A 23,611-nucleotide genomic window follows, 5' to 3' on the forward strand; every position below is an offset into this window, starting at 1 on the left:
TACAAGCGTTCCGTAAACGGAACGTTCCGTTTATGGAACACTAAGGACGTGGGTGGCGGCACGTCAAAGCGCCGTTGGGCGCAGAACCGGACGGAACCGGGCGGATGGGTCTGAACGACGAGGTGGGGCGCAGGCTGAAGCGGCTGCGGCAGGACAGCGGCCTGTCCCTGTCGGAGCTCTCACGCCGCTCGGGCGTCGGCAAGGGTACGCTCTCGGAACTCGAGACGGGCCGGCGCAACCCCACCCTGGAAACGCTCTATGCCCTGACCACCGCGCTCGGCCGCCCGGTCAGCGCCGTCCTCGTCGACCCGGCGCCCCGCGTCGCGCCGGGGGCGGCCGGAGTCTCCGGCAGCGCCGTCACCGCGGTCCTCCTGGAGCGGTTCGAGGACGAGGACGCAGCCACCGACGTCTTCCGCGTCACCATCGCCGAGGGCGCGACCCAGAAGTCGGCCGCCCATGTCCCGCACACCACGGAGAGCCTGATGGTGCTCTCCGGAACGGCGGTCGTCGGCCTTCCGGACGTGCCGCAAACGGCCGGCCCGGGCGACCACGCCCACTGGCCGGCCGACGTCCCGCACTTCTACAGCGCACCGGACGGCGACGTCCAAGGCGTCCTCTTCGTCCGGTACCCGAAGGGCACGTCTTCCAAGGATGCTTGAGAGCGCCCAGCTCAGTCGTCGTCCTCGTCCTCCTCGTGCTTCCCTTGCTTGTTCCTCCTCTGCTTCTGCTCGGTTTCCTGTTTCGGAGGGTCTGCCGTGCTGGTCTGCAGCGATGGGGCGGAGGAAGGGGCAGGATTGTCGGACTTGGAGTCGGTCGGCTCCTGAGTCGTCGTGGGGCTCGTGCTGCCGGGCATGTCGGTTGGTGGGACCTCTGCCGAACTGCGGCCCGGCGAGAACCACAGCATTCCGGCGAGCATTGCGGCCAGGAAGGCCACCGCCCCGGCGACCACGCCCGCGACCCTCGGCCGGCGTGCCACGAGGTTGCGGATCACCGGGCCGACCCGACGCCGAGGCGCACGTGGCCGACGCGTGTGTCCGGCGGAGGAAGGCAAGGCGTAGGTGGTGGCGGGGCCGGCTTCATGAGTGAGTGTCAGCCGCCCGGAGGGGGCGCCGTGCCCTGGTGACGGCGCGGTGGCAGTCTTCGTCGCAGGGGCAGGAAGCGGCTCGGGTCGGCCCAGCCAGGCACCGGTGGCGAACCAGTCAGCGACCTGCTGCGCGGTGGGCCGGTCCTCGGGCTGCTTGGCGAGGAGAGCGAGGAGGTAGTTCTCGAAGGCGGCCGGTATTTCCGCGCCCAGTTGCCGGGGCGGCACGGGGGAGGCGTCCAGGTGCTGGTGGAGGATCGCCACAGCGGTGTCGGCCTGGTACGGAGGGCGGGCGGTGAGGAGCTGATAGAGCACACAGCCCAGGGAGTACACGTCGCATGCGGGACCGGCGGGCCGGCCGAGGGCACGCTCGGGGGCGAGGTAGAGGCTCGTGCCGACGATCTGTCCCGTCGTGGTGAGGGCGGCAGCCGGATCATCGACGAAACGGGCGATGCCGAAATCACCGATCTTGAGCGTTCCGGCGGTGTCCAGAAGGAGGTTGGCGGGCTTGATGTCGCGGTGCACGACGCCTTGCTGGTGGGCGGCGGCGAGCCCCGAGGCGGCCTGCGCGGCGATCCGTGCCACCTGCTCGGCGGGCAATGGGCCGGCGGTGGTGAGGTGGCGGGCGAGGCTGTCGCCCTCGACCAGTTCCATCACCAGGAAGAGACGGTCCTCGTGTTCGCCGAAGTCGAAGACGCCCACCACATGGGGGTGGTTGAGTCGCCCGGCGGTCTGTGCCTCCAGGCGGAAGCGGGAGGCGGCCGTGGGATCCGTGTTCTGGGGGAGCAGGAGTTTGACCGCGACCCGTCTGCCGAGGGTCTCGTCGACGGCTTGCCAGACCTCTCCCATCGCGCCGCGTCCGATGGGATCGTGCAGCCGGTACCGGCCTGCTATCAGCACCTGTGTTTCATCCTCATGCCGTGAGACGCCTCGACCGCCGCAGGCCGTCACTCACCACTTGGGCTCGGGTGACGGTGGGGGACCGCAGCCGCCTCAGCCTATCGTCTGTGGCCGGAGGCACTGGCGGCCGCGGAGGTCCAGCACGCCGGTGTGCTCATCTGCGAGTTCCGCCGCCGCTCCGGCAGGCTCATCCCATCCGTGGCGCTGCACTGCGCCCTCAACAGTGCGGGCTACGCACTCGCCTGGGCGGCGAGTCGTCGGTGGGCTGAGGGCGCCCGTCGGGGTCGCCCCCGGCGAGCCGACGCCCGTATCAAGTCTCGCGCGTGCTCTTCCGCTGCTTCCCGCTTCGCTGCCGGCAGCGGCCGGCGACCGCGCCGCAGGAGTCCGCCGGCGCGTCACTACCGCTCCTGAGCGCCGGTTCGTCGGCGCGTGTACTGCTGCCGCTGTTCGACCCTTTCTCGAAGGAACGAATTCGCATGAACGTCACCGTCTTCGGTGCCACCGGCGCGATCGGCTCCCTGACCGTCGCCGAGCTCCTGGAGCACGGCCACCAGGTCACAAAGGACAATCTCGCCGAGAAGCTGCCCTGGGTGGGCGACTTCTCCCCGGCCACCGTCCGCTTCATCGGCATCGTGGAATTCGCCGCCGCGCTCGGCCTGATCCTGCCTGCCGCCACCGGCATGGCCCCGATCCTGACCCCGTTGCCGGCCACCGGCCTGGCCGTGGTCATGATCCTGGCCGCGATCACCCACGCCCGCCGCAAGGAGAACGGCGCGATCGCCTTCAACATTGTCCTGCTGGTCCTGGCCACCCTCGTGGCCTGGGGGCCGCTTCTGCCCCCACAGTTTCTGACCCCGCCCAGCGACAGCCGGGGGCCGGCCCCTATCAGGCCGGCCCCCGGACGACCGCCCACCTCAGCAAAGGTTCAGCGCCGCAGGGTGAGGACACCCGGCCGCCACGGCAGTTGGTTGTAGTCGCCGCCCGCGGTGGGGGACTTGCCCTGGTACAGGAACTGCAGGTTGCAGGGGTCGATGGTCATGGTCTGGTCGGGGTTGTTGCGGACCAGGTCACCGTGGCTGATGTCGTTGGTCCAGGTGGCACCGCTGTTGGCCTTGCCCGCAAAGGGATTGCTCTCGCTGGCGGCCTGCGGGGTCCACGAGCCGCTCAGGCTGGAGGCCGTGAAGGAGCGGAAGTAGCGCCCGTTCGCGCCCATCGCCTCGACGATCATGAGGTACTGGCTCTGGCCCTGAACCTTGTAGACCTGTACGCCCTCGAACAGGTTGGCCTTCGTGTCGCTCATGATCGTCGTGTACGACGAGCCGAAATTGCCCGGGAAGTTCCCGATCGGCATGCTCGCCCGGTAGATCTTGCCGTTGTCACCGGCGAAGAACAGGTACATGTTCTGGCCGTCGGCGATCAGGGTCTGGTCGATCGGGCCGGTGTCGGAGCCGGAGATGCTCCCGGTGAACAGCGGCTGCGGCGCGGACCAGCCGTTGGGGTTGGTCGGGTCGCTCGACGTGCGGTAGATGAAGGGCCACGCGCCCCACTGGTACGCCAGCACCCAGACGTTCTTGGGCGCGAAGTAGAACAGCGTGGGCGCCACCGCGGCCTGACTCATCCCGGTCTGGCCGGCCGACGCCATGTCCGACCAGTTCGTGAAGGGGCTGAACATCATCGAGCCGTACGACGATCCCGACACGTTCGACGCGTAGACGAGGTGCTTGCCGTTGTGCGTCACGGTGGTGAAGTCCTTCACCGCGGCCCACCCGTTCGCCGGCTGTGCCAGCACACCCGTCGACGTCCACCGGTACGTCGACGGAAGAGAACACGTGCCGTCCGTCGGGGGAGTCCCGGTCAGGCCTGTCCACTTCTGGTTGCTGCCGCCGTTGCACGTCCCGATCTGTACCGCCGTGCCGTTGGCCGTACCGGCGCCCGCAACCTCCAGGCACAGCCCGGACTCGACGCCGACGACTGTGCCGTCGGAGTTCACCCGCCACTGCTGGTTCGCACCGCCGGAGCAGGTCCAGATCTGCACACGGGTACCGGCCGCGGTGGCGTGGCCGGGAACATCCAGGCACTTGTTGCCGTACACGGTCAGCTGGTTGCCGTCCGTCAACGTCCACTGCTGGTTGGTCCCGCTCCAGCAGTCGTGGATCTGAAGGTACGTGCCGTTGGTCTGGCTGGCGCCCGGCACATCGAGACACCGGTTCGAACCAACTCCGCGTAACGCGCCGCTGGTGGCCGCCTGAGCCGGGGTGGCGACGAGCATCGCCGCCAACGCGGCCAGGGCCGCAACCGCGGCGGCGAGCACCGCAGACGGATGCCTGCGGCTGAAACTTTCTCTGTGCATGGGACTTCCCCAACCTTTAGTGGGCTGTTCCGGTTGGCCTCGTCAGAGGTTGTCCGGACTGTCGGTGGAGTGCGGTGTGCAGCGGTCTTGTGAGCCCCACGGCAGACCGCTTGTGGCTCGCCGGTTCTTCACGACTTCTGAAAGACCGGCGTCGCCCGGTGCCTTCGGACCGCAGGCCACCCGGGGTGGAGGCTTGGACGGCGTCGGGTGAGCCCGTCACGGTCCCCGAGGATCGGCGACGTCCGACGCGCTGGAGCTTGTTCACGCTTCTGCTCCTGCTTGATGAGGTCATGACATATGGTGCGTGCGCACTCCTTGGCGGCTTGTTGTTCGGGGATGCGGTCCGGAGGTGCCCTGCTGTTGGTCGACTCCGACGTTCGTGATATCGAACGAAGGTCGAAGTATCGAGCAACTGAATGATAGGGAACCGCTGAACGACGTCAACCCCTCTCGCACGTGTCGCCACCAACAACGAAATATTTCGTAGACCCTCGCACCAAAACAGCGCACGTCGCACCGTCAAAGGGCTAGGGTCTTCCTCCACCTACGCCGAAGTGAGCCCTTCGCGGACGGTGTCGACGCCCGCTCGGGGGTGTCTCCGGCGTCCATGACACGCCGAGTTTCCGAATGGCGGCAGAAATTTCGGCCCTTCTCTCGCCTGCCTGGGGGCGCGGGCCGCTTCGACAATGTGCCTCACCGCCGCGAGGACGACCGTCTCGACGGCGTGCGCGGCACGCCAGGACGCTCGACGGGTGCGGGGTTGGTGGATAGGGGCTGCGACTGACCACTTGTCGCACAGCGCTGGAGGCGATCCCAATGCACGCGACACAGCTCGGGAACCGATCCTGGCTGTGGTCACCACCCGGACGACCTGTTGCGGTCGCGGTGCGAAGGCAGCGAAGCGAGGCTGTGGCTGTTGGGGAACGCGGCCGGCTCACACACCGGTGTGCAGCGGCGTCCGCGCCGTTTCAGGAAGGTGGCGGCCATGACGAAGACGCCCGGCGGGGCGGGGCAGAGCCCGGCAGGGCCCCGCAAGAGCGAGTGGGAGACGGGCCCGTACCTGTTTGCCGGCTTGGCTCTGGAGTTGAGCGGGTCGCTGAGCATTGCTCTGGGCGCCGCCGGCATCGCGAATGACGCCATCTTCCGCACGGCTCAGTACGTCTACCGGTTCGATCTGACGGCTTGGGGCTGGATTCATGTAGTTGTCGGCATCGGGCTGATCGCTGCGGGCCTGGGAGTACTGGCCGGCAGGAGTTGGGGCAGAGGGGCCGGTGTGGCGCTGGGCGCCGCGAGCCTGATTTCCCAGTTCATGTTCATTCCGTACTATCCGCTGTGGTCGATCAGCGTGATGACGCTCGACCTCATGGCCATTTGGGCATTGAGCAGGTTCAGCGAGCCGTAGACCGTGCTCTACGTGGTGAGGCGGACGAGCTGCTTGTCACAGCACAGAGCGGCGACGAGGCCCCTGCACGCGCAGGCCGCCGCGACGCCGGCCTACGACGCCACGGTGTTTCGAGGTGCGCTGTCCACGGCCGTGAACCGCGCCACCCGGCGCGCAGCTACCGCGTGCTCCAGGCCGCAGGGACAGTACGCCGGGCGGCCTGGCCGGGCAGCGAGACCTCGATCCACGTGCAGGTGGTGGCGCAGAGAGAGCCCTTCAGAAGCTGACCCGACCGGCGATCCGGTTCGCCAGCGACGCCGGCCGTTTCTCCGAATGGCAACAACGCATCGCCGGCGTGAAGCTTGGTAGCTGAAGCGATCATTGGAGGAACGGTGGGCAACCTTGTCGTCGCAGGAGTGGATGGCTCGTCGTCGAGTCTTGCCGCAGTCGAAGAGGCCGCCCGGGAAGCCCAGCGGCGTCGTGCGGAGCTGCGTGTGGTGCACGCTTTGAGTTGGCCGGTCAGGCCCATGTACACGCCGCTGGACCCGTCGCCGCTCAATCGCCTGGTGAACGAGGCGGCGCAGCGTGCCCGGAGCGTGGCGCCCGACGTGGAGGTCACCGAAGCCGTGGAGACCGGTGACGCGGTGGCGGTGCTGGAGGCTGAGTCGCGAGCCGCGGACCTGGTGGTCGTCGGCCCGAGGGGCTTGGGGGGCTTCATCGGCATGCTGCTGGGGTCAACGGCGGCGTCCCTGGCCGCCCACAGCCAGTGTCCAGTGATGGTGGCACGCGAGGAACCGGCTGGCGCCGGGCCGATCGTGCTGGCTGTCGACGGCTCGTCCGCCGGCGAGAAGGCGGTCGAATTCACCTTCGCCGAGGCGGCGCTCCGCAAAGCTGAAATCCTTGCCGTGCACGCGTGGCGACCGGACTACGTGCCGCCCGGCACGGGTCCCGAGAGCGCGGAGCGTCTGCTGGCCCAAGTACTCGCAGGCCGCACAGAGAGGTACCCGGACGTCACGGTCAGGCACGAAGTGCTGAGCGGTGAAACCCGCGAGGTACTGATCGAGACGAGCAAGACTGCTCAGCTCATGGTCGTCGGCGCCAGGGGGCGCGGCGGTTTTGCCGGACTGCTCCTGGGTTCGGTGAGCCAGGCACTGCTGCACCACGCGCACTGCCCCGTGACCGTCGTTCGCGGCAAGGCCTGACCAGACCGCGCGGCGAGGGATGCCCGCCGCGTATAGCGGTTACTGAAGCCGGCGATCGATGTTGTTGCCGTTCGACCGCCGCGGCCTCGCCGTTTCGCATCCCGCAGCCGCCCATCAGGTCGGCCACGAGGCCGCCGGGCGGCTCCGGGCGGCACGCCGGGGGCGCGAGACCGCGTCCACCGGGTACCGGCGGGGTGCCGTGCTCACCGCGGAGCGCCGCCGGGTGGCGCGAGCAGCATCTCCCGGTGTTGCAGGGCCAGCCGCAGGAGCCCCGCCGCAGGCGCCGACATGCGGTCCGCGGGGAGGTCGGCGACGGTGGCCTCGCTGAACGGCAGCCCCACCACGGCGCCGTCGGCCCGGCGCCCGCTGATCACACTGCCTTCGTCGTTCTCTTCCACGGCCTCCGCGAAGACCGTGTCGAAGGTACGGGCCTCGAAGACCGCCACGGTCAGCACGCACACGGCGAGGTGCAGTGGCTCCAGTGCCATGCCGAAGCACCACACCCGCAGCGAACCGTCGTCCAGCGCCGCGTCGAGCAGGCTGTACGGGGGCCGACCGTAGTCGACCTCGGTGCCGGTGTCGCCGGTCGCCTCCGGAGCACCGAGCAGTTCCTCGTTGTACTCGCGCATGATGACTCGCCACAGGGACAGGTCCCGCCGGTGCGCGAGGGGTGACAGGGAGGCGGGCTGGATCATGCCGCCGGGGAGCGGCCCGTACGTCTCCTCCCCGGTGGCGACCTTGCCCTTGCCTCTCTTGAGCAGGAAGAAGGACGCCTGCCCGTCCGGGGTGCGCCGCAGGGTCAGGGTCCCGACGGACGGGAGTACCTTCCGCCGCCCGAGCAGCAGGGGATCGGCAGCGAGGAGGCCGCGCATGGGCAACCGTCCCCAGAACGGCAGGCGCCCCGGCTCCCGCCGCGTGGCCTCGGCGAGTTCATGGGCCACGGCCTCGTTCTGATCGATGAGGTCGAAGTACTGGCCGGCGCCGAAGTCCAGGCGGGGCCCGTCCGCGTGCGCCCAGTCGGCCCGCAGCAGCCGGAAGGACGGGCGGTCCTCGAAGAGGGCGGGCCGGGCGAGATCACCCAGGGCCGAGGAGTACCGCTCATACCGCCGCGACCTGGTCTCCTTCGGCAGGTACCGCTGTGCCGCCCGGAGCAGGGCCGGGTCGGCCGGCGGCGGATTCTCCTGCCAGGCGAGCGTCACCTGCCGCAGCGGGACCGGCCGCGGCGGGCGCATCGCCGGTTCCCACAGCAGTGTGGAGGTCCCGATCCGTTCCAGTGTGGGGCGTGCGCGTAGATGGATGTCGGCGGCTGTCTCGGACAGTTCCCCGAAGCGTGCGCTCATGTCCTTCCGTCCGTTGACGAAGGACAGCCGTGACTCCCCGGCGTTTTCGGGAGCGAGCGCGCCTCGTGCGTAGTAGACGCCGACACCGGCGGACACCAGGCCCGCCAGGCCCAGCCACTGCTCCAGATCCATGTGCTTCCCCCACCTCAGCGGCCGCCGACGCGTGTGCCCTACCCCTGCGAACGGCCCACCACGCTGCCGGGCGGCCTGCCCGCGGTACTTCGTCCCGGGCCCGTGGACGCCACGGCGCAACGGCCGTTGAGCCTGCCATCGGGCTTACCGCCTCCGAGGTGCGCCCGACGCCCACCCTGCTCCGCCGACCTGCCGCGTCCCGCCCGCGCCGGCCCGGGGCGAAGTCTCCGGCCCAGGGGTGCACTTCACGCGTCCACAAGTCTCAACGAGGAGCCCGGCCCGCCGTCACGCTTCCTCACATCCCCCGCCGGACAGCCGGGGTGGGCTGTTTGCATCAATACGGTCACCCGTGCCCGACAGGAGTCATTGTGCCGATGACCTGCGCTTTCACCCCTTTGTCAAGCCTGATGGGGGGTGGGTGGGCGTGCCGTTGTCCGGGTTTGTGCCGAGGGTGGTGTACGGGAGGCACGAACACCACCGGAGCCATGCCGGTGGGGGTTCTTCCACGGGAGGAGTGTCATGCGCAGATTGTCACAGGCCCGGATCGTCCTGGCCGGAGCCGCCGTTGTACTGGTGTGGTCCTCGTCCGCAGCGTGGGCTGATGGCACGTCCGCGGGCGCGGGGCCCTCGAATGTGAGCGTGAGCCCGTCGCAGGTCCATCAGGGCGCGACGTTGAGGGTCACCGCCTCGGGCTGCACCGGTGGCGGCACCGTCACCTCCGCGGCATTCCCCACCGTGCAGTTGCCCGCCGGGGCCACCACGACGGCCACCGCACGGGTGACCAATACCGCCACGCCCGGCGCCCACACTCTGACGGTGCGGTGCGGCAACCGGACCGCGAACGCCTCGTTCACCGTGCTGGCCGGTGCCGCGGCACGGGGCGGTCTCGGCGGCAGCCAGGTCTCCAGCACGGCGGTGACCGCCGCGGGCGGTGCCATGGCGGCACTGGCCGTCGGCACCGGAGCCTTCCTGATCACCCGCCGTCATCGTGCCCAGTGAATCCGGGGTGACGCATACCGGGCCGTAGCCACGCCTGAACCGGGAGCGGCCGAGTCGGGTGGTGTACCGCCCGCCCTTTGACGTGTGGTTCCGGGCCCGGCGAGGCGAGCGCCGACCGGAACCACACCCCGCCGGCGAGGGGTTGGCGGTGAGGTAACGGTGTCCGACCGGGCCGGTCAGGTGGCGGACAGCGGTCGTTTCCCGTGCGGGTACAGGCGGTCGGTGAGGAAGGCGAGGATCTCGTCGCGGGCCCGGACCGTGGGGTGGCCGGCCTCGTCGACGAGATGCGCGGTGACGACGCTGTGCGGGGTACCGACCAGATCGGCGAAGAAGGGCGGCGGGGCCGGGTTGGCGGCGCTGTCGGGCAGGACGCGCCCGTCGAAGGCGTCGCCGAGCAGCGATCGGTAGGCGGCGAAGCGCTGTCCCGTGCACCAGCGGTCGCCCTCGAAGCGGTAGGCGAGGACGGTGAGTCCGTCGCGGTCGAGCCGGTCGCGCACCGCGCGCGCGTCCGCCGCGTCGAGCTCGAGTCCGCCAGGGTCGTCGAGCGGCAGTGACGGGTGATTGACCACCGGGGCGATGACCGCGGGCTCCAAGGCCATGGTGAGGGCGAAGTTGCCGGTGAAGCACAGGCCGATCGCGCCCACCCCGGGTCCACCGCACGCGGTGTGGGCCTGGCGCGCCAGGCCGCGCAACCAGGCCGTCACCGGGCTGGTGCCGCCCCGGGCGAAGGCGCGGAACTCGGCGCTGACACAGGCGCGGCGGACGACTTCCCGGCCGCCCTCGACCGTGGGGAAGGCGCCGTCCGTCCCGAACAGGGAGGGCACGTGGACGGTGAAGCCCGCGTCCCGTACCCAGCGCGCGAGCCGCAGGACGTCGGGACTGATGCCCGGCATCTCGGGCAGCACCACGACCGCCGGCCCGGCCCCGGCTACGTACACCGTCTTCTTCACCCCCTCCACGGCCACGCTCCGGCGGGTGAAGTCTGTGATCGCGTCGTCGTCACTCATGAGGCCAGCCTGGTCCCCGGGCCTGCCGCCGAGTGAGGGGCGAGATCGCCAAGGCCGGGGGTAATCTCGCCAAACGCAAGGGAGGCGAGCGGTACGCGGCCGGCCGGTGCCGGGACACCAGGGGGTGGGGGAGCGATGGTGGAGGCGACGCGGCAGGCACAGGAAGGTGCGGATCGGGGCGCCGGGCCGGGTGCGCTGCGGGTCGGGGTCCTGGCGTACCCCGACTGCTTCGCGTCCGAAGTGTTCGGCGTCCCCGACCTGTTGACGATGGCCGGGCATGTCGCCGGACCGGACGCGCCCGGCTACCGGGTCTCGGTCGTCTCGCCCCGCCGCCGGGTCACCGCCTCGGGTGGCGCGAGCCTGGACGTGCGTCCCTTGCGAGAGGTCGACGTCCTCGTGGTCCCCGGCTTCGAACTGCGCCCGGACACCGACCTCGACGCGCGGCTCGCCCGGCTCGCCCCCGAGATCGCGGCGATCCGCGCGCAGGCCTCCGCCGGCACCGCCGTCGTCTCCCTCTGCGTCGGCGCGTTCCTGCTCGCCGAGGCCGGGCTCCTCGACCGGCGCCGGGCCACCACTTCCTGGCTGCACGCCGGCGAACTGGCCAGGCGCTGCCCGGACGCCGACGTGTGGCCCGAGTGCCTGGTCATCACCGACACGGGGGTGACGACCACGGCCGCCTTCAGCGCGATGTACGACTTCGCGCTGGACCTGATCCGCCGGCACAACGGCGCCCGGGTGGCCCGCACCACCGCACGGTTGGCGCTCGTCGACGACGCGCGGACCTCCCAGACCCCGTACGTCGACCCGCGGCTCCTCCCGCAGCCCGGCCGGGACTTCTCCCAGCAGGTCATGCGGCGGCTCGACCAGAACCTCACCGAGCGGTACGACCTCGCCGCGCTCGCGGACGCCTTCGGGGTCAGCACCCGCACTCTGCTGCGCCGCTTCGCCGAAGAGACCGGACGCAGCCCGCTGGCCCATCTGCAGGCCTCCCGGGTGCGCCGCGCCCGGCATCTTCTGGAGACCACCGACCGCACCGTCTCCGCCGTCGCCGCGGCAGTCGGATACGAGGACCCCGGTACGTTCGCCGGCCTCTTCGCCCGCCACACCGGCCACCGCCCGAGCGTCTACCGGGCCGCCTTCCGCCGCACGGCCCGGGCGTCGGCCCCGGACGGCGGCGTCCAGCTCGACTCCGTCGGGGATGCCTGACTCAGGCCGGATCGCCTCGACCGGGAACAGCTGGTTCTGTCTGCATGTCAGTGACGGCCGGGCTGTCTCGTCTCAGGTTGCGAAGACAGGTGGGAGAAGAATCCACTTCGACAACGGAGGAGCTGGTCATGAGCGAGCGGACCACACATCAGAAGGTCGCGCTGGTCACCGGGGCGAACAAGGGAATCGGTCGTGGGGTAGCCGAGCAGCTCGCTGCGCTGGGCATGACGGTGCTGATCGGCGCCAGAGACCTGGGGCGCGGCGAGGAAGCCGCTGCGGCCGTGCGCGCGGCCGGTGGCGACGCGCACGCGCTGCCCTTGGATGTCACCGACCAGGCCACCGTCCACGAGGCCGCGAAGCAGGTCGAGGAGCGCTTCGGCCACCTCGACGTCCTGATCAACAATGCCGGCATCACCGGCTCCGGGCAGGTCTCGCCCGAAGACGCCCACGATCAAGTCCCCAGCTCCGTCGACCTGGACATGGTCCGGGCGGTGTTCGAGACCAACGTCTTCGGAGTGATTGCGGTGACCAACGCCATGCTGCCGTTGTTGCGGCGGTCACCTGCGCCACGCATCGTCAACGTCAGCAGTCACGCCGCGTCGTTGAGTCTCATGAGCGACCCGGACGGCCCCTTCGCGGCACTGCTGCCGTCGGCCGCGTATTCACCGTCGAAGACCGCACTGACCGCTCTGACGGTGCAGTACGCCAATGAGCTGCGGAAGGACGGCATCCTCGTCAACGCAGTGGCCCCCGGCTTCGTCGACACGGACAGCAACAACCACACCGGATTCCTCACGGTCGCGCAGGGTGCCGCGGTAGTGGTGCGCCTGGCCACGCTCGGCGCGGACGGCCCGACCGCCGGATTCTTCAGTGAGGAGGGCCCGGTGCCCTGGTGATGGTGGCCCTTGACAGCCGTGCGCTCTACCGGCCGGGCGCCGTCGCCGGTCCGGAGGTGCCCGGCCCTGCTGCCGGCCACACGACCGGCAGTGGTATTTGAGGGTGGGAGGGGCGTGGTTCTCCGGCCGGAGCCGCCGCCACCCGTCGGAGCGGCAGGGTTTCAAGGGGGGAGCCGGCATGACGAAGACAGAAGAGTTCCAGGAGCAGCGGCCGCTGCTGTTCTCGATCGCCTACAGGATCCTGGGCAGTGTGAGCGAGGCCGAGGACGCGGTCCAGGAGGCCTGGCTGCGCTACCAGGCCACCTCCACCCGGCCCGGATCGGCCAAGGCGTTCCTGTCGACCGTGGTCACCCGGATCTCGATCGACGTGCTGCGTTCGGCCCGCGTCCGACGGGAGGAGTATGCCGGCCCGTGGCTCCCCGAACCGCTGCTGACCGACCCGTACGAGGATCCGGCGCGGTCGGCGGAGCTGGCGGACTCGCTGTCGGTGGCGGCCCTGCTCCTGCTGGAGAGACTCACCCCGCTCGAGCGGGCGGTCTTCGTGTTGCGGGAGGTGTTCGCCTTCGGCTTCCCGGAGATCGCGTCGGCCGTGGGGCGATCGGAGGCGGCGTGCCACCAGCTCGCGGTGCGGGCGCGCCGTCACATGAACGCGGGCCGGGCCCGGTTCGAGGCCGACCGGAAGGCCCGCGACAAACTCGCCGAACGGTTCTTCGACGCCTTCCGGGAAGGGGATGTCGACGGGCTGGCCGAGCTGCTGGCCGCCGACGTCCAGATGATCGGCGACAGTGGTGGCAAGGCCCCGCGTTTCAAGCCGGTCGTCCTCGGCGTCGGGCACGTGGTCCGGGTGCTCGCGGCGTTCGTGCCGCTGGTTCTCAGGGGCGGTGGCGTCGTGGAACCGCAGCAGGTGAACGGCCGGCCGGGCGCGATCTTCCGCGACCGGGACGGCCGGGTCCTCAGCACCTGGGCGCTCGAGGTACTCGACGGGCAGATTCAGACGATCCACACAGTGAACAACCCCGATAAACTCGGGCACGTCGGTCCCGTAGCGGATGCCTGGTTGGCTCTCCGCGAGGCGAACCAGGCACATGGGCCCCGAGACTGACCGAAGTGCCGACGGCACTCCGAGACGGGATGCAGGAGCCTGGGTCGACACCGGCGGGTCGGCGCAACGGAGTTGCCCGGGCTCACCTCGTCCCCGTACGGGCCGGCCGCGATGGCAGGCACCAAGAGGAATGTCGTCCGGGCGCCTGAAAGCTCACTCCGCGCCGGCGGCCGTGGGCTCCAGCCGGACCACGATGCTCTTGGCGGTCGGCTGGTTGCTGGTCCCGGCCACGCTGTCCAGCGGCAACAGGACGTTGGTCTCGGGGTAGTACGCGGCGGCGCAGCCAGGTGTCGTCGGGTAGGGGACAACCTCGAAGTCCTTCGCGCGGCGCTCCGTGCCGCCGTCCCACACACTGACCAGGTCGACACGCTGTCCCTGTGACAAGCCGAGCCGGGACACGTCCTGAGGGCTTACCAGGACCACGTGACGGCTTCCGTGGATGCCCCGGTAACGGTCGTCGTCCGTGTAGGGGATGGTGTTCCACTGGTCGTGGGAGCGCAGCGTCTGCAGCAGCAGGTGCCCCTCGGGGCATTGCGGCATCTCCCACGCGTTGCGGGTGAACAGGGCCTTGCCGACGGGAGTGGGGTAGATCCCCTCATTGACCGGGTTGGGCAGCCGGATGCCGCCGGGACGGACCACCCGGCGGTTGAAGTGCTGGAGCCCTGGCACGACGCGGGAGATCCGGTCACGGATGGTCCCGTAGTCCGCTTCGAACTCGTCCCACGGGATTCCGGTCCTGCCGTCAAGGGTTTGGCCGGCGAGCCGGCACAGGATGGCGACCTCGCTGAGCAGGATCTTGGAGGCCGGTGCCAGGCGCCCGCGGGAGGTGTGCACCTCGCTCATCGAGTTCTCCACGGTGACGAACTGCTCGCCCGTTGCCTGGACGTCCACTTCTGTGCGGCCCAGGGTCGGCAGGATGAGCGCGGTCCGGCCGCAGACGGTGTGGGACCTGTTGAGCTTGGTGGAGATGTGCGCGGTGAGGCTGCATCGCCGCATCGCGTCCTCTGTGACGTCACTGTCCGGAGCTGCCCGGACGAAGTTGCCGGCGACGCCGAGGAAGACCTTGATACGGCCTTCCCGCATGGCCTTGATCGAGTTCACCGTATCGAGCCCGTGGGCGCGAGGCGGCTCGAAGTCGAACTCCTGTTGCAGCGAGTCGAGGAAGGCGTCGGGCATCCGCTCCCAGATGCCCATCGTGCGGTCGCCCTGGACGTTGCTGTGCCCACGCACCGGGCATGCCCCGGCTCCGGTCCTGCCGATGTTCCCCCGCAGCAGCAGGAAGTTGACGATCTCCCTGATGGTAGGGACCGCGTGCCTCTGCTGGGTCAGGCCCATGGCCCAGCAGACAATGACGCGTTCGCTGCGCAGTACCTCGTCCCGGACGTTCTCGATCTCTTCTCGGGTCAGTCCGGTCGCGGTGAGGATGTCGTCCCAGGCGATGGTGCGGGCGTGCTGGGCGAACTCTTCGAAGCCGCTGGTGTTGGAGCGGATGAAGTCCTGGTCGAGCACGGTTCCCGGCCGGGCGTCCTCCGCCTCCATCAGGAGCCGGTTCAGTCCCTGGAAGAGCGCGAGGTCGCCCCCGCTGCGGATGTGAAGGAACCGGTCGGCGATCTGGACACCGTGCCCGATCACACCGCGAGCCTTCTGCGGGTTCTTGAACCGCAGCAGTCCTGCCTCCGGCAGGGTGTTCACCGCGATGATTCGGGCGCCGTTGAGCTTGGCCTGCTCCAGTGCGGAGAGTTGCCGAGGATGGTTGGAGCCGGGGTTCTGCCCGACCAGGAAGATCAGCTCGGCGTGGTGGATGTCCTCCAGACTCACCGTTCCCTTGCCGGTGCCCAGGGTCTCGTGCAGAGCGAAGCCGCTGGACTCATGGCACATGTTGCTGCAGTCGGGCAGGTTGTTGGTGCCGAAGGCCCTGGCGAAGAGCTGCAGGACGAACGCCGCCTCGTTGCTGACCCTGCCCGACGTGTAGAAGACCGCCTCGTCGGGCGAGTCCAGCGCCTTCAACTCGTCGGCCAGCAGCCCCAGGGCGTCGTGCCAGCTGATCGGCTCGTAGTGGTCCGAGTCGGGGCGCTTGACCATCGGCTCGGTGAGCCTGCCCTGCTGGTTGAGCCAGAGATCGGACCGCCGGCCCAGTTCGGAGACCGGGTGCCTGCGGAAGAAGTCGGCCGTGATGCGCCGTGACGTCGCCTCGTCGTTGATGTGCTTGGCGCCGTTCTCGCAGTACTCGTTGCGGTGCCTGTGGCCGGGGGACGGGTCGGCCCAGGCGCAGCCGGGGCAGTCGATCCCGTCCACCTGGTTCATGGTCAGCAGCGTCACGCCGGTTCGCCGGGCCGACGTCTCCTCGAGGGAGTACTGCAGAGCGTGGGTCACCGCCGGCACTCCCGCCGCCCACGTCTTGGGCGGGGTGACGGTGAGGTGTTCGTCCGGCTCTTGGCTCGGTGGCTTCTTCATCGGGGTGTTTCTCGCTCTCTTGCTCTCGAGTGGGCGGCTCAGCCGACCGGCCAGTGAGGGACCCGGCTTCTGGGCGGCTCCGCCTCCCAGTGCTCCACGTGGCCGCCTCGGATGACCCCCCGCCAGGCCCCTCCCTCCTGTCCCACACCCTCGATGAACTCCTTGAAGTGACCGAGCTCGGCGCGGACCACACGACGAGTGAACCCGGAGGCATGGACAAGGCGGCCCGTGACTCCGTGCGGTGTGACGCTCATGCGTACCGAGACCGCGGTACGGTCCGATGCCGTCGCACGGAACGACACTTCACCGCGGTGGCCGGAACGTCTGCCCAGGCTCCGCCACGCCACCAGGGAGTCGGGCACCTGTTCCACGATCTCGGCGTCGAACTCGTGCCGCACGGGACCGAACCTGATCACCCAGCGGGTGAGATTGGGGCGGACCTGCTCGACCTTCCGCACCGCGGACATGAACCGCGGGAAGCTCTTGAACTGCGACCACTGGTTGTAGGCCGTACTTACCGGTACCGCGACTTCGATCGTCTCTTCAACGGTGTTCATGGCCCCACCTGCCTTCGGGCGCTGACTTTTCTCAGTGTCGCCGCGTGTCCGACAGGCCGCCACGTGGAGGCGATCGTCCGGACCGGGAAGCGGTTCAGCGCGGTACAGGCAGTGACGACGGCAGCGAGCTGCTGGGCGCCTCGGTCGGCGAGGCGGTGCGCTACGCCGAGCCTGCGGGGTACGGCGGACCGGCGAGCGTCGAACGCGGCACCCGGGCGGAGGTCCGCCGTCGTCCTTGGTCCGCTTCGACAACACACGATCCACAGAATTGGGGGACGCTGGACCGAGTCGGTTCATTACCCCACATGAAGGGTGTGGCGCGCCCATGGGTGGACCTGCGGGAGTCGCGCGCCTGCTCGCGCGGGCGCTGCGTGCGTACGACCCGAACTCGCTCCTGGACGCTCTGACGGCCTCGGGAGACGGATGCCGGAGCCTGCCCGCGGGGCGCACAGCTCTGTACTTGTCGGTCGGGACGGGCCTGCAGGCCGTTCCGGACGGCGCGATCGATGACAGCCGCGTACTCCGCGCTGTGCGGCGTGTGGTCCGTACCGGACGGCCCACCGTCCTTTCGCGCTGCTGCATCCGGACGACGTACCCGTGATCCAGGCGGCGATCGCCCGGGTGACGGAGGAGGCCGTCGGCGCGGCGGCTCACGGGGTGACGGAAGACGCCGGCCGCTACCACCTGACCTACCGCGTCCTGCACCCCGACGGCAGCGTGCATCCTGTGGCGGAGTTCGGACGTGTGGTCGTGGACGGCTCCGGCCGACCCACGTGCGCTCTTGGCCTGGTGGTTGCGACGGCCACCGCGACCGATCCGTTGCCGCACGAGCCCGTGTCGGTGGAAAGCTCCCGGGGCTCGTTCCTCTTCACCCTCACGCGGGCGCTGTCGCAGGCACTCACCGTGCCGGACGTCGCCCACGTCATGACCCACGTGGCACGCCCGGCCCTGGGGGCGGAGAACCTGATCGTCGGCCTCGCCGAGGCCGGGCAGTTGACCATCGTCGGAGAAACCGAGATCGCCGCGGCGCTGTCGCATCTTCGCGTTCCCGCCCACGCGGTCATGACCTTCGCCGCGGTGCAGGAACAGCCGCTGTTCATCGAGGACATCAGCCGTCACGAAGGCCCTGAACTGACCGACCTGGCCACCACCGGCGAGGTGCTTCCCCGGTCGTGGGTCGTTCTGTCGCTCGGCCATGCGGACCGTGTCGCGGGCGCCTGCCTCATCTCCTTCGCCGGACCTCGACGGTTCGATGCCGACGAGCGGACGTTCTACACCGCCGTCGCCGCCATGCTCGCCCAGAGCCTTGACCGCGCACGCCTCTTCGATACGGAGCATCAGCGTGCCACCGACCTCCAGGAAGCGATGCTGCCTCGGCATCTGCCGACCCTGCCCTCGCTCAGGGTGTGTTCCCGTTACCTTCCCGGCACGCAGGGTATGCAGATCGGCGGTGACTGGTACGACGTCCTCTCGCTCAAGGACGGGACGGCGGCTCTCGTGGTGGGTGACGTCCAGGGCCACGACGCCCATGCGTCCGCCGTCATGGGGCAATTGCGTGTCGCGCTGAGGGCCTGCGCGGAGGCAGGGCTTCCGCCCGGGGCGCTGCTCGCCCACGTCAACCGCGTGCTCAGCGACTTGGACACCGACCGATTCGCGACGTGCACCTACATGGTGCTCGACCCGGAGGACGGCACACTGCTGGGATCGAGGGCGGGGCACCTCCACCCCTTGCGTCTGCACCGTTCGGGCGGGAGCGAGGTCGTACTGGAGGGAGGACCCCCGCTCGGCGTCGACCCTGATGCGCACTTCCCGACCACCGCGACGCGCGTGGATCCGGAGGACGCCCTTGTGCTGTTCACCGACGGACTCGTGGAGCGCCGCGACACCGACATCGATGTATGCGTGCACAACATGATCGACGACATCCAGCGATGGCGGAACCGAAGGGGGAAAGACCCCGAACTCGCGGAACTCGTGGACTTCCTCGCCCGCCGAGAGGCCCCGCGGCGCGTGGACGACGTCGCCCTCCTCGCCGTCCAGCGCGTCATCGAGACCGCTCGGTAAGCGATACGTGGCCACGGCGGCGCTGTCGGGTCGGCAGTTCGATCGGGACAGGGAAGCGCTGCCCGCCCCACGGACGGGGGCCCACCCGCTCGTACCGGCACGGGGACCGGGGGAGGGTGGCACTGAGTGTCGGCGTCGACCGCGCGCGTCGTCCGGGAGGGAGGCCACGGTGCAACGAGGCAGAGCGGGGCGGCGCCTGGCCGGTGCGTCCGGAGCCGGCCGTTCCTCCGGGCGGCACCCGGCCCGCCGCTCGGCGAAGCGCAGGCAGGGGCGGTTCACCGCTCGTGCCGCTGCGGACGTCCAGGGGCAGTCGCGCAGCGGCACCGGCGGGATCGCCCGGTCAGGACCCGAAGGCCCTCAACGCGGGAGCCGCTCCAGCAGGGCAGCGAAGTCGGTCCCGGCAGGCAGCGTGCCGAAGGCCAGGCCCTGGTCCCCTGCGAGGCGGGACGCGCAGAACGCGTCCGCGACGGCCGCCGGGGCGTGGCGGACGAGAAGGGAGCCCTCCAGCACCAGGGCAGCGCGCTCGATGAGGCGACGGGCCCGCAGCGGAGCGTCCTCGGTGAGGACGAGGTCGCCCTTCAGCTCGCGCCAGGCCGCGTCCAGGCGGCTGTCGGCGCCCGTGGCGGCCTCTACCTCGGTGCGGAAGGCGTCGAGGGAGTCGGGCTCGCGGGTGAGGGCGCGCAGCATGTCGAGGGCATTGACGTTGCCCGAGCCCTCCCAGATGCCGTTCAGCGGGGCCTCCCGGTACAGGCGCGGCATACCGGACGCCTCGTCGTAGCCGTTCCCGCCGAGGCATTCCAGCGCCTCGGCGACGGCGACGGGCTGGCGCTTGCACACCCAGTACTTGCCGACAGCGGTCGCGAGCCTCAGGAAGGCACGCTCCTGTGCGTCGCCGCGCTGTGCCCGGTCGGCGGCGCCGGCCAGGCGCAGGGCGAGGGTGGTGGCGGCTTCCGACTCGAGGCTCAGGTCGGCGATGACGTTGCGCATCAGCGGCTGGTCGATCAGTTTGGCCCCGAATACCGCCCGGTGGCGCACATGGTGCGCGGCCTGAGCGAGCGCGGCACGGATGCCGGCGGCGGAGCCGAGCACGCAGTCGAGGCGGGTCATGGTGACCATGTCGATGATGGTGCGCACGCCCTTGCCCTCGGCGCCCACGAGCCAGGCCACCGTGTCGTCGAACTCCGGTTCGCTGCTGGCGTTGGAGCGGTTGCCGAGCTTGTCCTTCAGGCGCTGGATTCGGAAGGTGTTGCGGCTGCCGTCGGGCAGCACGCGCGGCACCAGGAAGCAGGACAGACCACCGGGGGCCTGAGCGAGCACCAGGAAGAGGTCGTTCATGGGCGCGCTGGTGAACCACTTGTGTCCGCGCAACCGCCAGGTGCCGTCGGCCTGTTCCGTGGCGGTGGTGGTGTTGGCGCGGACATCGGTGCCGCCCTGCTTCTCCGTCATCCCCATGCCGGCGAGCAGGCCGCGCTTCCCGGCGGGTGTGCGCAGCCCCGGGTCGTAGACGCGGCTGGTGAGCAGCGGTTCGTACACCTTGGCGAGGTCGGGCGCGTGGCGCAGGGCCGGGACCACGGCGTACGTCATGGAGACCGGGCACAGGTGCCCCTGCTCCACGGTGCTCGCGAGCATGAAACTCGCGGCACGTGCCACATGGGCGCCCGGGCGGTCGTCGGCCCAGGCCGCCCCGGCAAGGCCCGCCCCCACGGAAACGTCCATCAGCGAGTGGTACGCGGGGTGGAACTCGACCTCGTCGATGCGGTTGCCGTAGCGGTCATGGGTACGGAGCACGGGCTCGATGCGATTGGCCTGGTCCGCCCAGAGCTGGGCCTCCTCGCTGCCGACGAGCCGACCGAAGCGGTGCAGGTCGTCGAGATGCCACGCTGCGCCTTCGCGGCGCACGCCCTCGATCAGCACCGGGTCGTCGGCGACGTCGTGACCGGTCAGCGGTGGGGGCTGGTTGGTCACCTCGTGCGTGGCTGCCGTCGGATTGCTGCGGGGTGCGGCGGGTGCGGTCATGGGATTTCCCTCCCGGGCGGTGGGTCTGGTCACGGTCGCGGCGCCGCGGCGGCGGCGCCCGCGCAGCGCAGAGCCATGGCGGTGAGTTCGGCGAGGAGCCCGTCGGTGTCGTCCTCCTCCGGCGTGCCCAGCGGCGCGACCAGGACCTCACCGATCGCGCCTGTGAGGGCGGCGGCCGTGATCTCCGCGTTCTGAGGTGGCAGGAGTCCCTCCGCCATGCCCTGGCGGACGACTTCGGCGAACAGGGCGCGGTAGCGGAGGCGGAAGTCGAGGCGTGCGGCGCCGACCGCCGGCTCGGCCGGGGCGGCGAGCAGGGCGTAGGCAAGCCCACGGTTCTCCAGGGCACGGCGGGCGAACACCCGGACACCGGCGACGAGTCGTTCGACCGGGGTCCCGGAGCCGTGCAGAACCTCGGCGAGGACCTCGACCTCCCGCCCCGCGGCGCGCCGGAAAACCTCGACGGCGAGCGCCGCCTTGGACGGGAAGTGCTGGTAGACCGAGCCGGCCGAGATGCCGGCCGCCTCGGCGACCGCCGACACGGAGGCGTGCGCCCAGCCCGCGTCGGCGACGACGTCGGTGGCACGGGTGACGAGGTGTTCCCGGGCGGCTTCGAGCCGGCGAATTTCGGCCGGGGTCTTGCGGTAGGCCATGGAAGAAGTGAACCACCATTCATAGTTTCCGGACAAGGGTCGGGCTCACCGGCTCGGAACCCCGTGGAGGACGTGGGCGTCTCTTGGCCCGCCAGACAGCGTCACCCGCCTGCCCGCCCGGGTCTGGGGCGAGGTCCACGACTGGCTCGCCGACCAGACCGGCACCCGCTCGGCGAACAGCGACATCACGGTCGGCACCTTCGTCTCGTTCGTGCCGTACCTGGACCAGGTGGTCAAGGCGCCGCCGAACACGATCGAGCGACGCCTCATCGGGACAACCTCCGAAGCCCGCCGCCGCGGCTGCACCGTGCCCAAGGAGGCGTCGGAGGCGGCCTGGAGGGCACTGAAGCCGCTCAAGCTGCAGGAGACCGTGGTCGGTTGGTCTCCCGCGGCCCACGTCAGGGACCTGTGCCAGGGCGGACGGGGCCGGTAGTCGGACGCGCCCGGTGGGGTTACACCCTGGTGCAGAAGGAGAAGACCCTGATGTCCTTGCAGAACTTCCGAGCGACGGATCCACCCGTCGGCGTCCGGCGATCGCATCCGGGACGGTTCCTGGCCGCGGCCGGCCTGGCAGCCATGGCTGCAATGGTGCTCCCGGCCCCGCTCGCCCGCGCCGACACGGTAGACGTGAAGTGCTCGGTCCCGGACCTCGTCGCGGCGGTGAACAGGCCAATAGCTCACCGGGCCCCGACACCCTCCGCCTGGCCCGCAAGTGCACCTACCGGCTGGTGACCCCCAACCCCGCCAACTCGTCCAGCGGCCTGCCGGCCATCACCAGCGACATCACCATCGAGGGCAAAGGCGCGACGATCACGCGCGCCCGGTCCGCACCCGAATTTCGCTCCTCTTCGTGGACGACGCCGGCACCTTGAAGCTCAACAAGACCACCATCAGCGGCGGCGCGGCACCGGACTGTCCGAACTTCCCGGGCGGCGGAGCCTGTGGTGGCGGCATTTCCAGCCTCGGCACGCTGACGGTGAGGGGCACGAACGCGGCAGCACTGAACGTCCACAGCCTCGTCGGCTCGCTGACCGCTGTCCTCGACCAGCGCATACTCGACGTCGGCGACGGCAGTTCGCATGCCTTGAGTAGTGGCCGCCTCCGGAGTGACACCACGACCGGATCGGTGGCCGAGCCGCCGGAGGCCGCCCAGCAATTGATCACCGAAGCCTCCGCGTACACGTATTACGTGCTGACCCTGCTCCAGATCCTCCACCCCGACGATTTCGAGGAACCGCTGCATCCGGGCAAACGTCACCGCGGCAGGAAACCCTCAGTTCCTGGCAGAGACCAGACTCGAACTGACGGTGTCCCCGCACAGTGTGCGACCGATGATCGACTCGGCTCGCGCAGCAGGGCGGCTGCGCCCGCTCGCCACCACTCTGCTGCCGGCTGCCATCCCCGGCCACGGCTCCAGACATGCGCGTCGGCCACCTGCCGCTGACGCGGGGCCACCGGTCATGTACGCCGAGCGGCTCGACCAGGGCGTCAGCGAATGATCGCTACGGGGCGGCTGCGTCGACGCAGACGGCGTAGGCCTGAACGGTGCCCTCGATCTCGCCTTCGTTCACGGCGCGCGCGAGCCAGACATCGGGCAGGTTGGGGTCGGGGTATGTGATCTCGTTCGTGAAGTCGGCATCGCTGGGAAGGGTGACGATGCCTCCGCCGGTGGCCACTTTGCCGTCCGGGCACGTGGCGATGGCGTTGACGGTGTTTCCGGGAACCGCGGTCACTGGCTCTCCTACCACGACCTCGCGCCCCGTCACGCCGCCGCCTCCGGGTCCCGGGGCGGTGGTGCTGGTCGCGCTCTGGCTGCAGTTGATGTTCTGGGTGCCGGTGAACTGGTTGTGGGAGCCGACCTGCCCGCTCGGGAAGCAAGCCAGCACCACAGACGGGCTGTCGAGGAGCGAGAGGAGTGAGCCATCGTCCTGGGCGTGCGCGCCACCTGCTGAGATGAGGGCCGCCGTCGTCACGGTGGCGCTGACGCAGGCGATTCTGGCGGTCAACTTCATGGGGTGTCCCTCTCCTGATGCGGTACGTGCGGACGCACAGGTAACTCGGCCGGCCCTCGTCAGGAATCGGGGGCGAGCCCGCTGCCGCTCGTTCGGAGCAAGCGGCAGACCACGGCACCGGCACCGGGCCGGCCGCCGTATCAGCCACGACCTCGCCATCGGCGAGCGGCAGTCCGACCTTCGCATCCGGACTGGAGGTGCGTCTTGGGACCCGGCCACGCTGAACGCCCCTGACTCGGCGGACGCCGATGCGCTTCGCTGG

General features: G+C 70.1%; 20 protein-coding genes. 10 read left to right on the forward strand and 10 right to left on the reverse strand.

The window, feature by feature from the left end:
• Positions 1–104: 104 nt before the first annotated feature.
• Complete coding sequence (locus tag ACTMTU_RS05150) at positions 105–659, forward strand: helix-turn-helix domain-containing protein (protein ID WP_441262245.1); 555 nt, start codon at positions 105–107, stop codon at positions 657–659.
• An 11-nt stretch (positions 660–670) separates the two neighbouring features.
• Here ACTMTU_RS05150 and ACTMTU_RS05155 read toward each other — a convergent pair whose 3' ends face one another.
• Positions 671–1,981, reverse strand: a complete 1,311-nt coding sequence (locus ACTMTU_RS05155) for a serine/threonine-protein kinase (protein WP_441262246.1) — start codon at positions 1,979–1,981, stop codon at positions 671–673.
• A gap of 476 nt (positions 1,982–2,457) precedes the next feature.
• Between ACTMTU_RS05155 and ACTMTU_RS05160 the strand changes: the two genes are divergently transcribed.
• A complete protein-coding gene (locus ACTMTU_RS05160) occupies positions 2,458–2,955 on the forward strand; it encodes a DoxX family protein (RefSeq protein WP_441262247.1) in 498 nt (165 codons plus the stop codon).
• Here ACTMTU_RS05160 and ACTMTU_RS05165 read toward each other — a convergent pair.
• The gene (locus ACTMTU_RS05165) at positions 2,907–4,331 is read right to left on the reverse strand and encodes a non-reducing end alpha-L-arabinofuranosidase family hydrolase (protein WP_441262248.1); all 1,425 of its coding nucleotides are present in this window, start codon (positions 4,329–4,331) and stop codon (positions 2,907–2,909) included. The genes ACTMTU_RS05160 and ACTMTU_RS05165 overlap by 49 nt on opposite strands.
• A 985-nt stretch (positions 4,332–5,316) precedes the next feature.
• Here ACTMTU_RS05165 and ACTMTU_RS05170 point away from each other — a divergent pair.
• Together ACTMTU_RS05170 and ACTMTU_RS05175 are read left to right on the forward strand one after the other, a co-directional pair.
• Positions 5,317–5,733: a DUF7144 family membrane protein gene (locus tag ACTMTU_RS05170; protein WP_441262249.1), complete on the forward strand. Its 417-nt coding sequence runs from the start codon at positions 5,317–5,319 to the stop codon at positions 5,731–5,733.
• A gap of 371 nt (positions 5,734–6,104) precedes the next feature.
• Positions 6,105–6,914, forward strand: coding sequence for a universal stress protein (locus ACTMTU_RS05175; protein ID WP_441262250.1), 810 nt, complete (start codon positions 6,105–6,107; stop codon positions 6,912–6,914).
• Positions 6,915–7,117: 203 nt separating this feature from the next.
• Here ACTMTU_RS05175 and ACTMTU_RS05180 read toward each other — a convergent pair whose 3' ends face one another.
• Complete coding sequence (locus ACTMTU_RS05180) at positions 7,118–8,386, reverse strand: transcriptional regulator (protein ID WP_441262251.1); 1,269 nt, start codon at positions 8,384–8,386, stop codon at positions 7,118–7,120.
• 639 nt (positions 8,387–9,025) lie between these two features.
• Between ACTMTU_RS05180 and ACTMTU_RS05185 the strand changes: the two genes are divergently transcribed.
• Complete coding sequence (locus ACTMTU_RS05185) at positions 9,026–9,385, forward strand: hypothetical protein (protein ID WP_441262252.1); 360 nt, start codon at positions 9,026–9,028, stop codon at positions 9,383–9,385.
• Between the two features lie 176 nt (positions 9,386–9,561).
• Here ACTMTU_RS05185 and ACTMTU_RS05190 read toward each other — a convergent pair whose 3' ends face one another.
• On the reverse strand, positions 9,562–10,392 hold the full coding sequence (locus ACTMTU_RS05190) for a dienelactone hydrolase family protein (RefSeq protein WP_441262253.1): 831 nt from the start codon (positions 10,390–10,392) through the stop codon (positions 9,562–9,564).
• 135 nt (positions 10,393–10,527) lie between these two features.
• Here ACTMTU_RS05190 and ACTMTU_RS05195 point away from each other — a divergent pair, with 135 nt between their 5' ends.
• From ACTMTU_RS05195 to ACTMTU_RS05205, 3 genes are all read left to right on the forward strand, one after another.
• Entirely contained in the window at positions 10,528–11,598 is a 1,071-nt protein-coding gene (locus tag ACTMTU_RS05195; protein WP_441262254.1) for a GlxA family transcriptional regulator, read from the forward strand.
• A gap of 128 nt (positions 11,599–11,726) precedes the next feature.
• Positions 11,727–12,494: an SDR family NAD(P)-dependent oxidoreductase gene (locus ACTMTU_RS05200; protein ID WP_441262255.1), complete on the forward strand. Its 768-nt coding sequence runs from the start codon at positions 11,727–11,729 to the stop codon at positions 12,492–12,494.
• A gap of 178 nt (positions 12,495–12,672) precedes the next feature.
• Complete coding sequence (locus tag ACTMTU_RS05205; protein ID WP_441262256.1) at positions 12,673–13,596, forward strand: RNA polymerase sigma-70 factor; 924 nt, start codon at positions 12,673–12,675, stop codon at positions 13,594–13,596.
• Between the two features lie 153 nt (positions 13,597–13,749).
• Here ACTMTU_RS05205 and ACTMTU_RS05210 read toward each other — a convergent pair whose 3' ends face one another.
• Positions 13,750–16,050, reverse strand: a complete 2,301-nt coding sequence (locus ACTMTU_RS05210; protein ID WP_441262257.1) for an FdhF/YdeP family oxidoreductase — start codon at positions 16,048–16,050, stop codon at positions 13,750–13,752.
• A gap of 38 nt (positions 16,051–16,088) precedes the next feature.
• A complete protein-coding gene (locus tag ACTMTU_RS05215) occupies positions 16,089–16,607 on the reverse strand; it encodes an SRPBCC family protein (protein ID WP_441262258.1) in 519 nt (172 codons plus the stop codon).
• A 576-nt stretch (positions 16,608–17,183) separates the two neighbouring features.
• Between ACTMTU_RS05215 and ACTMTU_RS05220 the strand changes: the two genes are divergently transcribed.
• Positions 17,184–18,671 carry a SpoIIE family protein phosphatase gene (locus ACTMTU_RS05220; RefSeq protein WP_441262592.1) on the forward strand — a complete coding sequence of 496 codons (1,488 nt, stop codon included), beginning with the start codon at positions 17,184–17,186 and terminating at the stop codon, positions 18,669–18,671.
• 357 nt (positions 18,672–19,028) lie between these two features.
• On the opposite strand, the gene ACTMTU_RS05225 is transcribed toward ACTMTU_RS05220, so the two are convergent.
• The 3 genes from ACTMTU_RS05225 to ACTMTU_RS05235 are packed head-to-tail and all read right to left on the reverse strand — an operon-like array spanning position 19,029 to position 21,607.
• On the reverse strand, positions 19,029–20,687 hold the full coding sequence (locus ACTMTU_RS05225) for an acyl-CoA dehydrogenase family protein (protein ID WP_441262259.1): 1,659 nt from the start codon (positions 20,685–20,687) through the stop codon (positions 19,029–19,031).
• 29 nt (positions 20,688–20,716) lie between these two features.
• Entirely contained in the window at positions 20,717–21,337 is a 621-nt protein-coding gene (locus ACTMTU_RS05230) for a TetR/AcrR family transcriptional regulator (protein ID WP_441262260.1), read from the reverse strand.
• Between the two features lie 45 nt (positions 21,338–21,382).
• Positions 21,383–21,607, reverse strand: coding sequence for a hypothetical protein (locus ACTMTU_RS05235; RefSeq protein ID WP_441262261.1), 225 nt, complete (start codon positions 21,605–21,607; stop codon positions 21,383–21,385).
• Between the two features lie 580 nt (positions 21,608–22,187).
• Between ACTMTU_RS05235 and ACTMTU_RS05240 the strand changes: the two genes are divergently transcribed.
• Positions 22,188–22,781, forward strand: a complete 594-nt coding sequence (locus tag ACTMTU_RS05240) for a hypothetical protein (RefSeq protein WP_441262262.1) — start codon at positions 22,188–22,190, stop codon at positions 22,779–22,781.
• A 58-nt stretch (positions 22,782–22,839) separates the two neighbouring features.
• Here the strand turns inward: ACTMTU_RS05240 and ACTMTU_RS05245 are convergent, their stop codons facing one another.
• On the reverse strand, positions 22,840–23,349 hold the full coding sequence (locus ACTMTU_RS05245; protein WP_441262263.1) for a hypothetical protein: 510 nt from the start codon (positions 23,347–23,349) through the stop codon (positions 22,840–22,842).
• Positions 23,350–23,611: the final 262 nt, after the last annotated feature.

This window comes from Streptomyces sp. OZ13 (assembly GCF_052068155.1).
Lineage (GTDB): Bacteria > Actinomycetota > Actinomycetes > Streptomycetales > Streptomycetaceae > Streptomyces.

What these genes read in the sequence shown, in the direction of transcription:
- ACTMTU_RS05150 (WP_441262245.1), top strand. Translation starts at nt 105, where the DNA reads ATGGGTCTGAACGACGAGGTGGGGCGCAGGCTGAAGCGGCTGCGGCAG.
- ACTMTU_RS05160 (WP_441262247.1), top strand. Translation starts at nt 2,458, where the DNA reads ATGAACGTCACCGTCTTCGGTGCCACCGGCGCGATCGGCTCCCTGACC.
- ACTMTU_RS05165 (WP_441262248.1), bottom strand. Translation starts at nt 4,331, where the DNA reads ATGCACAGAGAAAGTTTCAGCCGCAGGCATCCGTCTGCGGTGCTCGCC.
- ACTMTU_RS05170 (WP_441262249.1), top strand. Translation starts at nt 5,317, where the DNA reads ATGACGAAGACGCCCGGCGGGGCGGGGCAGAGCCCGGCAGGGCCCCGC.
- ACTMTU_RS05180 (WP_441262251.1), bottom strand. Translation starts at nt 8,386, where the DNA reads ATGGATCTGGAGCAGTGGCTGGGCCTGGCGGGCCTGGTGTCCGCCGGT.
- ACTMTU_RS05190 (WP_441262253.1), bottom strand. Translation starts at nt 10,392, where the DNA reads ATGAGTGACGACGACGCGATCACAGACTTCACCCGCCGGAGCGTGGCC.
- ACTMTU_RS05195 (WP_441262254.1), top strand. Translation starts at nt 10,528, where the DNA reads ATGGTGGAGGCGACGCGGCAGGCACAGGAAGGTGCGGATCGGGGCGCC.
- ACTMTU_RS05200 (WP_441262255.1), top strand. Translation starts at nt 11,727, where the DNA reads ATGAGCGAGCGGACCACACATCAGAAGGTCGCGCTGGTCACCGGGGCG.
- ACTMTU_RS05205 (WP_441262256.1), top strand. Translation starts at nt 12,673, where the DNA reads ATGACGAAGACAGAAGAGTTCCAGGAGCAGCGGCCGCTGCTGTTCTCG.
- ACTMTU_RS05210 (WP_441262257.1), bottom strand. Translation starts at nt 16,050, where the DNA reads ATGAAGAAGCCACCGAGCCAAGAGCCGGACGAACACCTCACCGTCACC.
- ACTMTU_RS05215 (WP_441262258.1), bottom strand. Translation starts at nt 16,607, where the DNA reads ATGAACACCGTTGAAGAGACGATCGAAGTCGCGGTACCGGTAAGTACG.
- ACTMTU_RS05225 (WP_441262259.1), bottom strand. Translation starts at nt 20,687, where the DNA reads ATGACCGCACCCGCCGCACCCCGCAGCAATCCGACGGCAGCCACGCAC.
- ACTMTU_RS05230 (WP_441262260.1), bottom strand. Translation starts at nt 21,337, where the DNA reads ATGGCCTACCGCAAGACCCCGGCCGAAATTCGCCGGCTCGAAGCCGCC.
- ACTMTU_RS05235 (WP_441262261.1), bottom strand. Translation starts at nt 21,607, where the DNA reads ATGAGGCGTCGCTCGATCGTGTTCGGCGGCGCCTTGACCACCTGGTCC.
- ACTMTU_RS05245 (WP_441262263.1), bottom strand. Translation starts at nt 23,349, where the DNA reads ATGAAGTTGACCGCCAGAATCGCCTGCGTCAGCGCCACCGTGACGACG.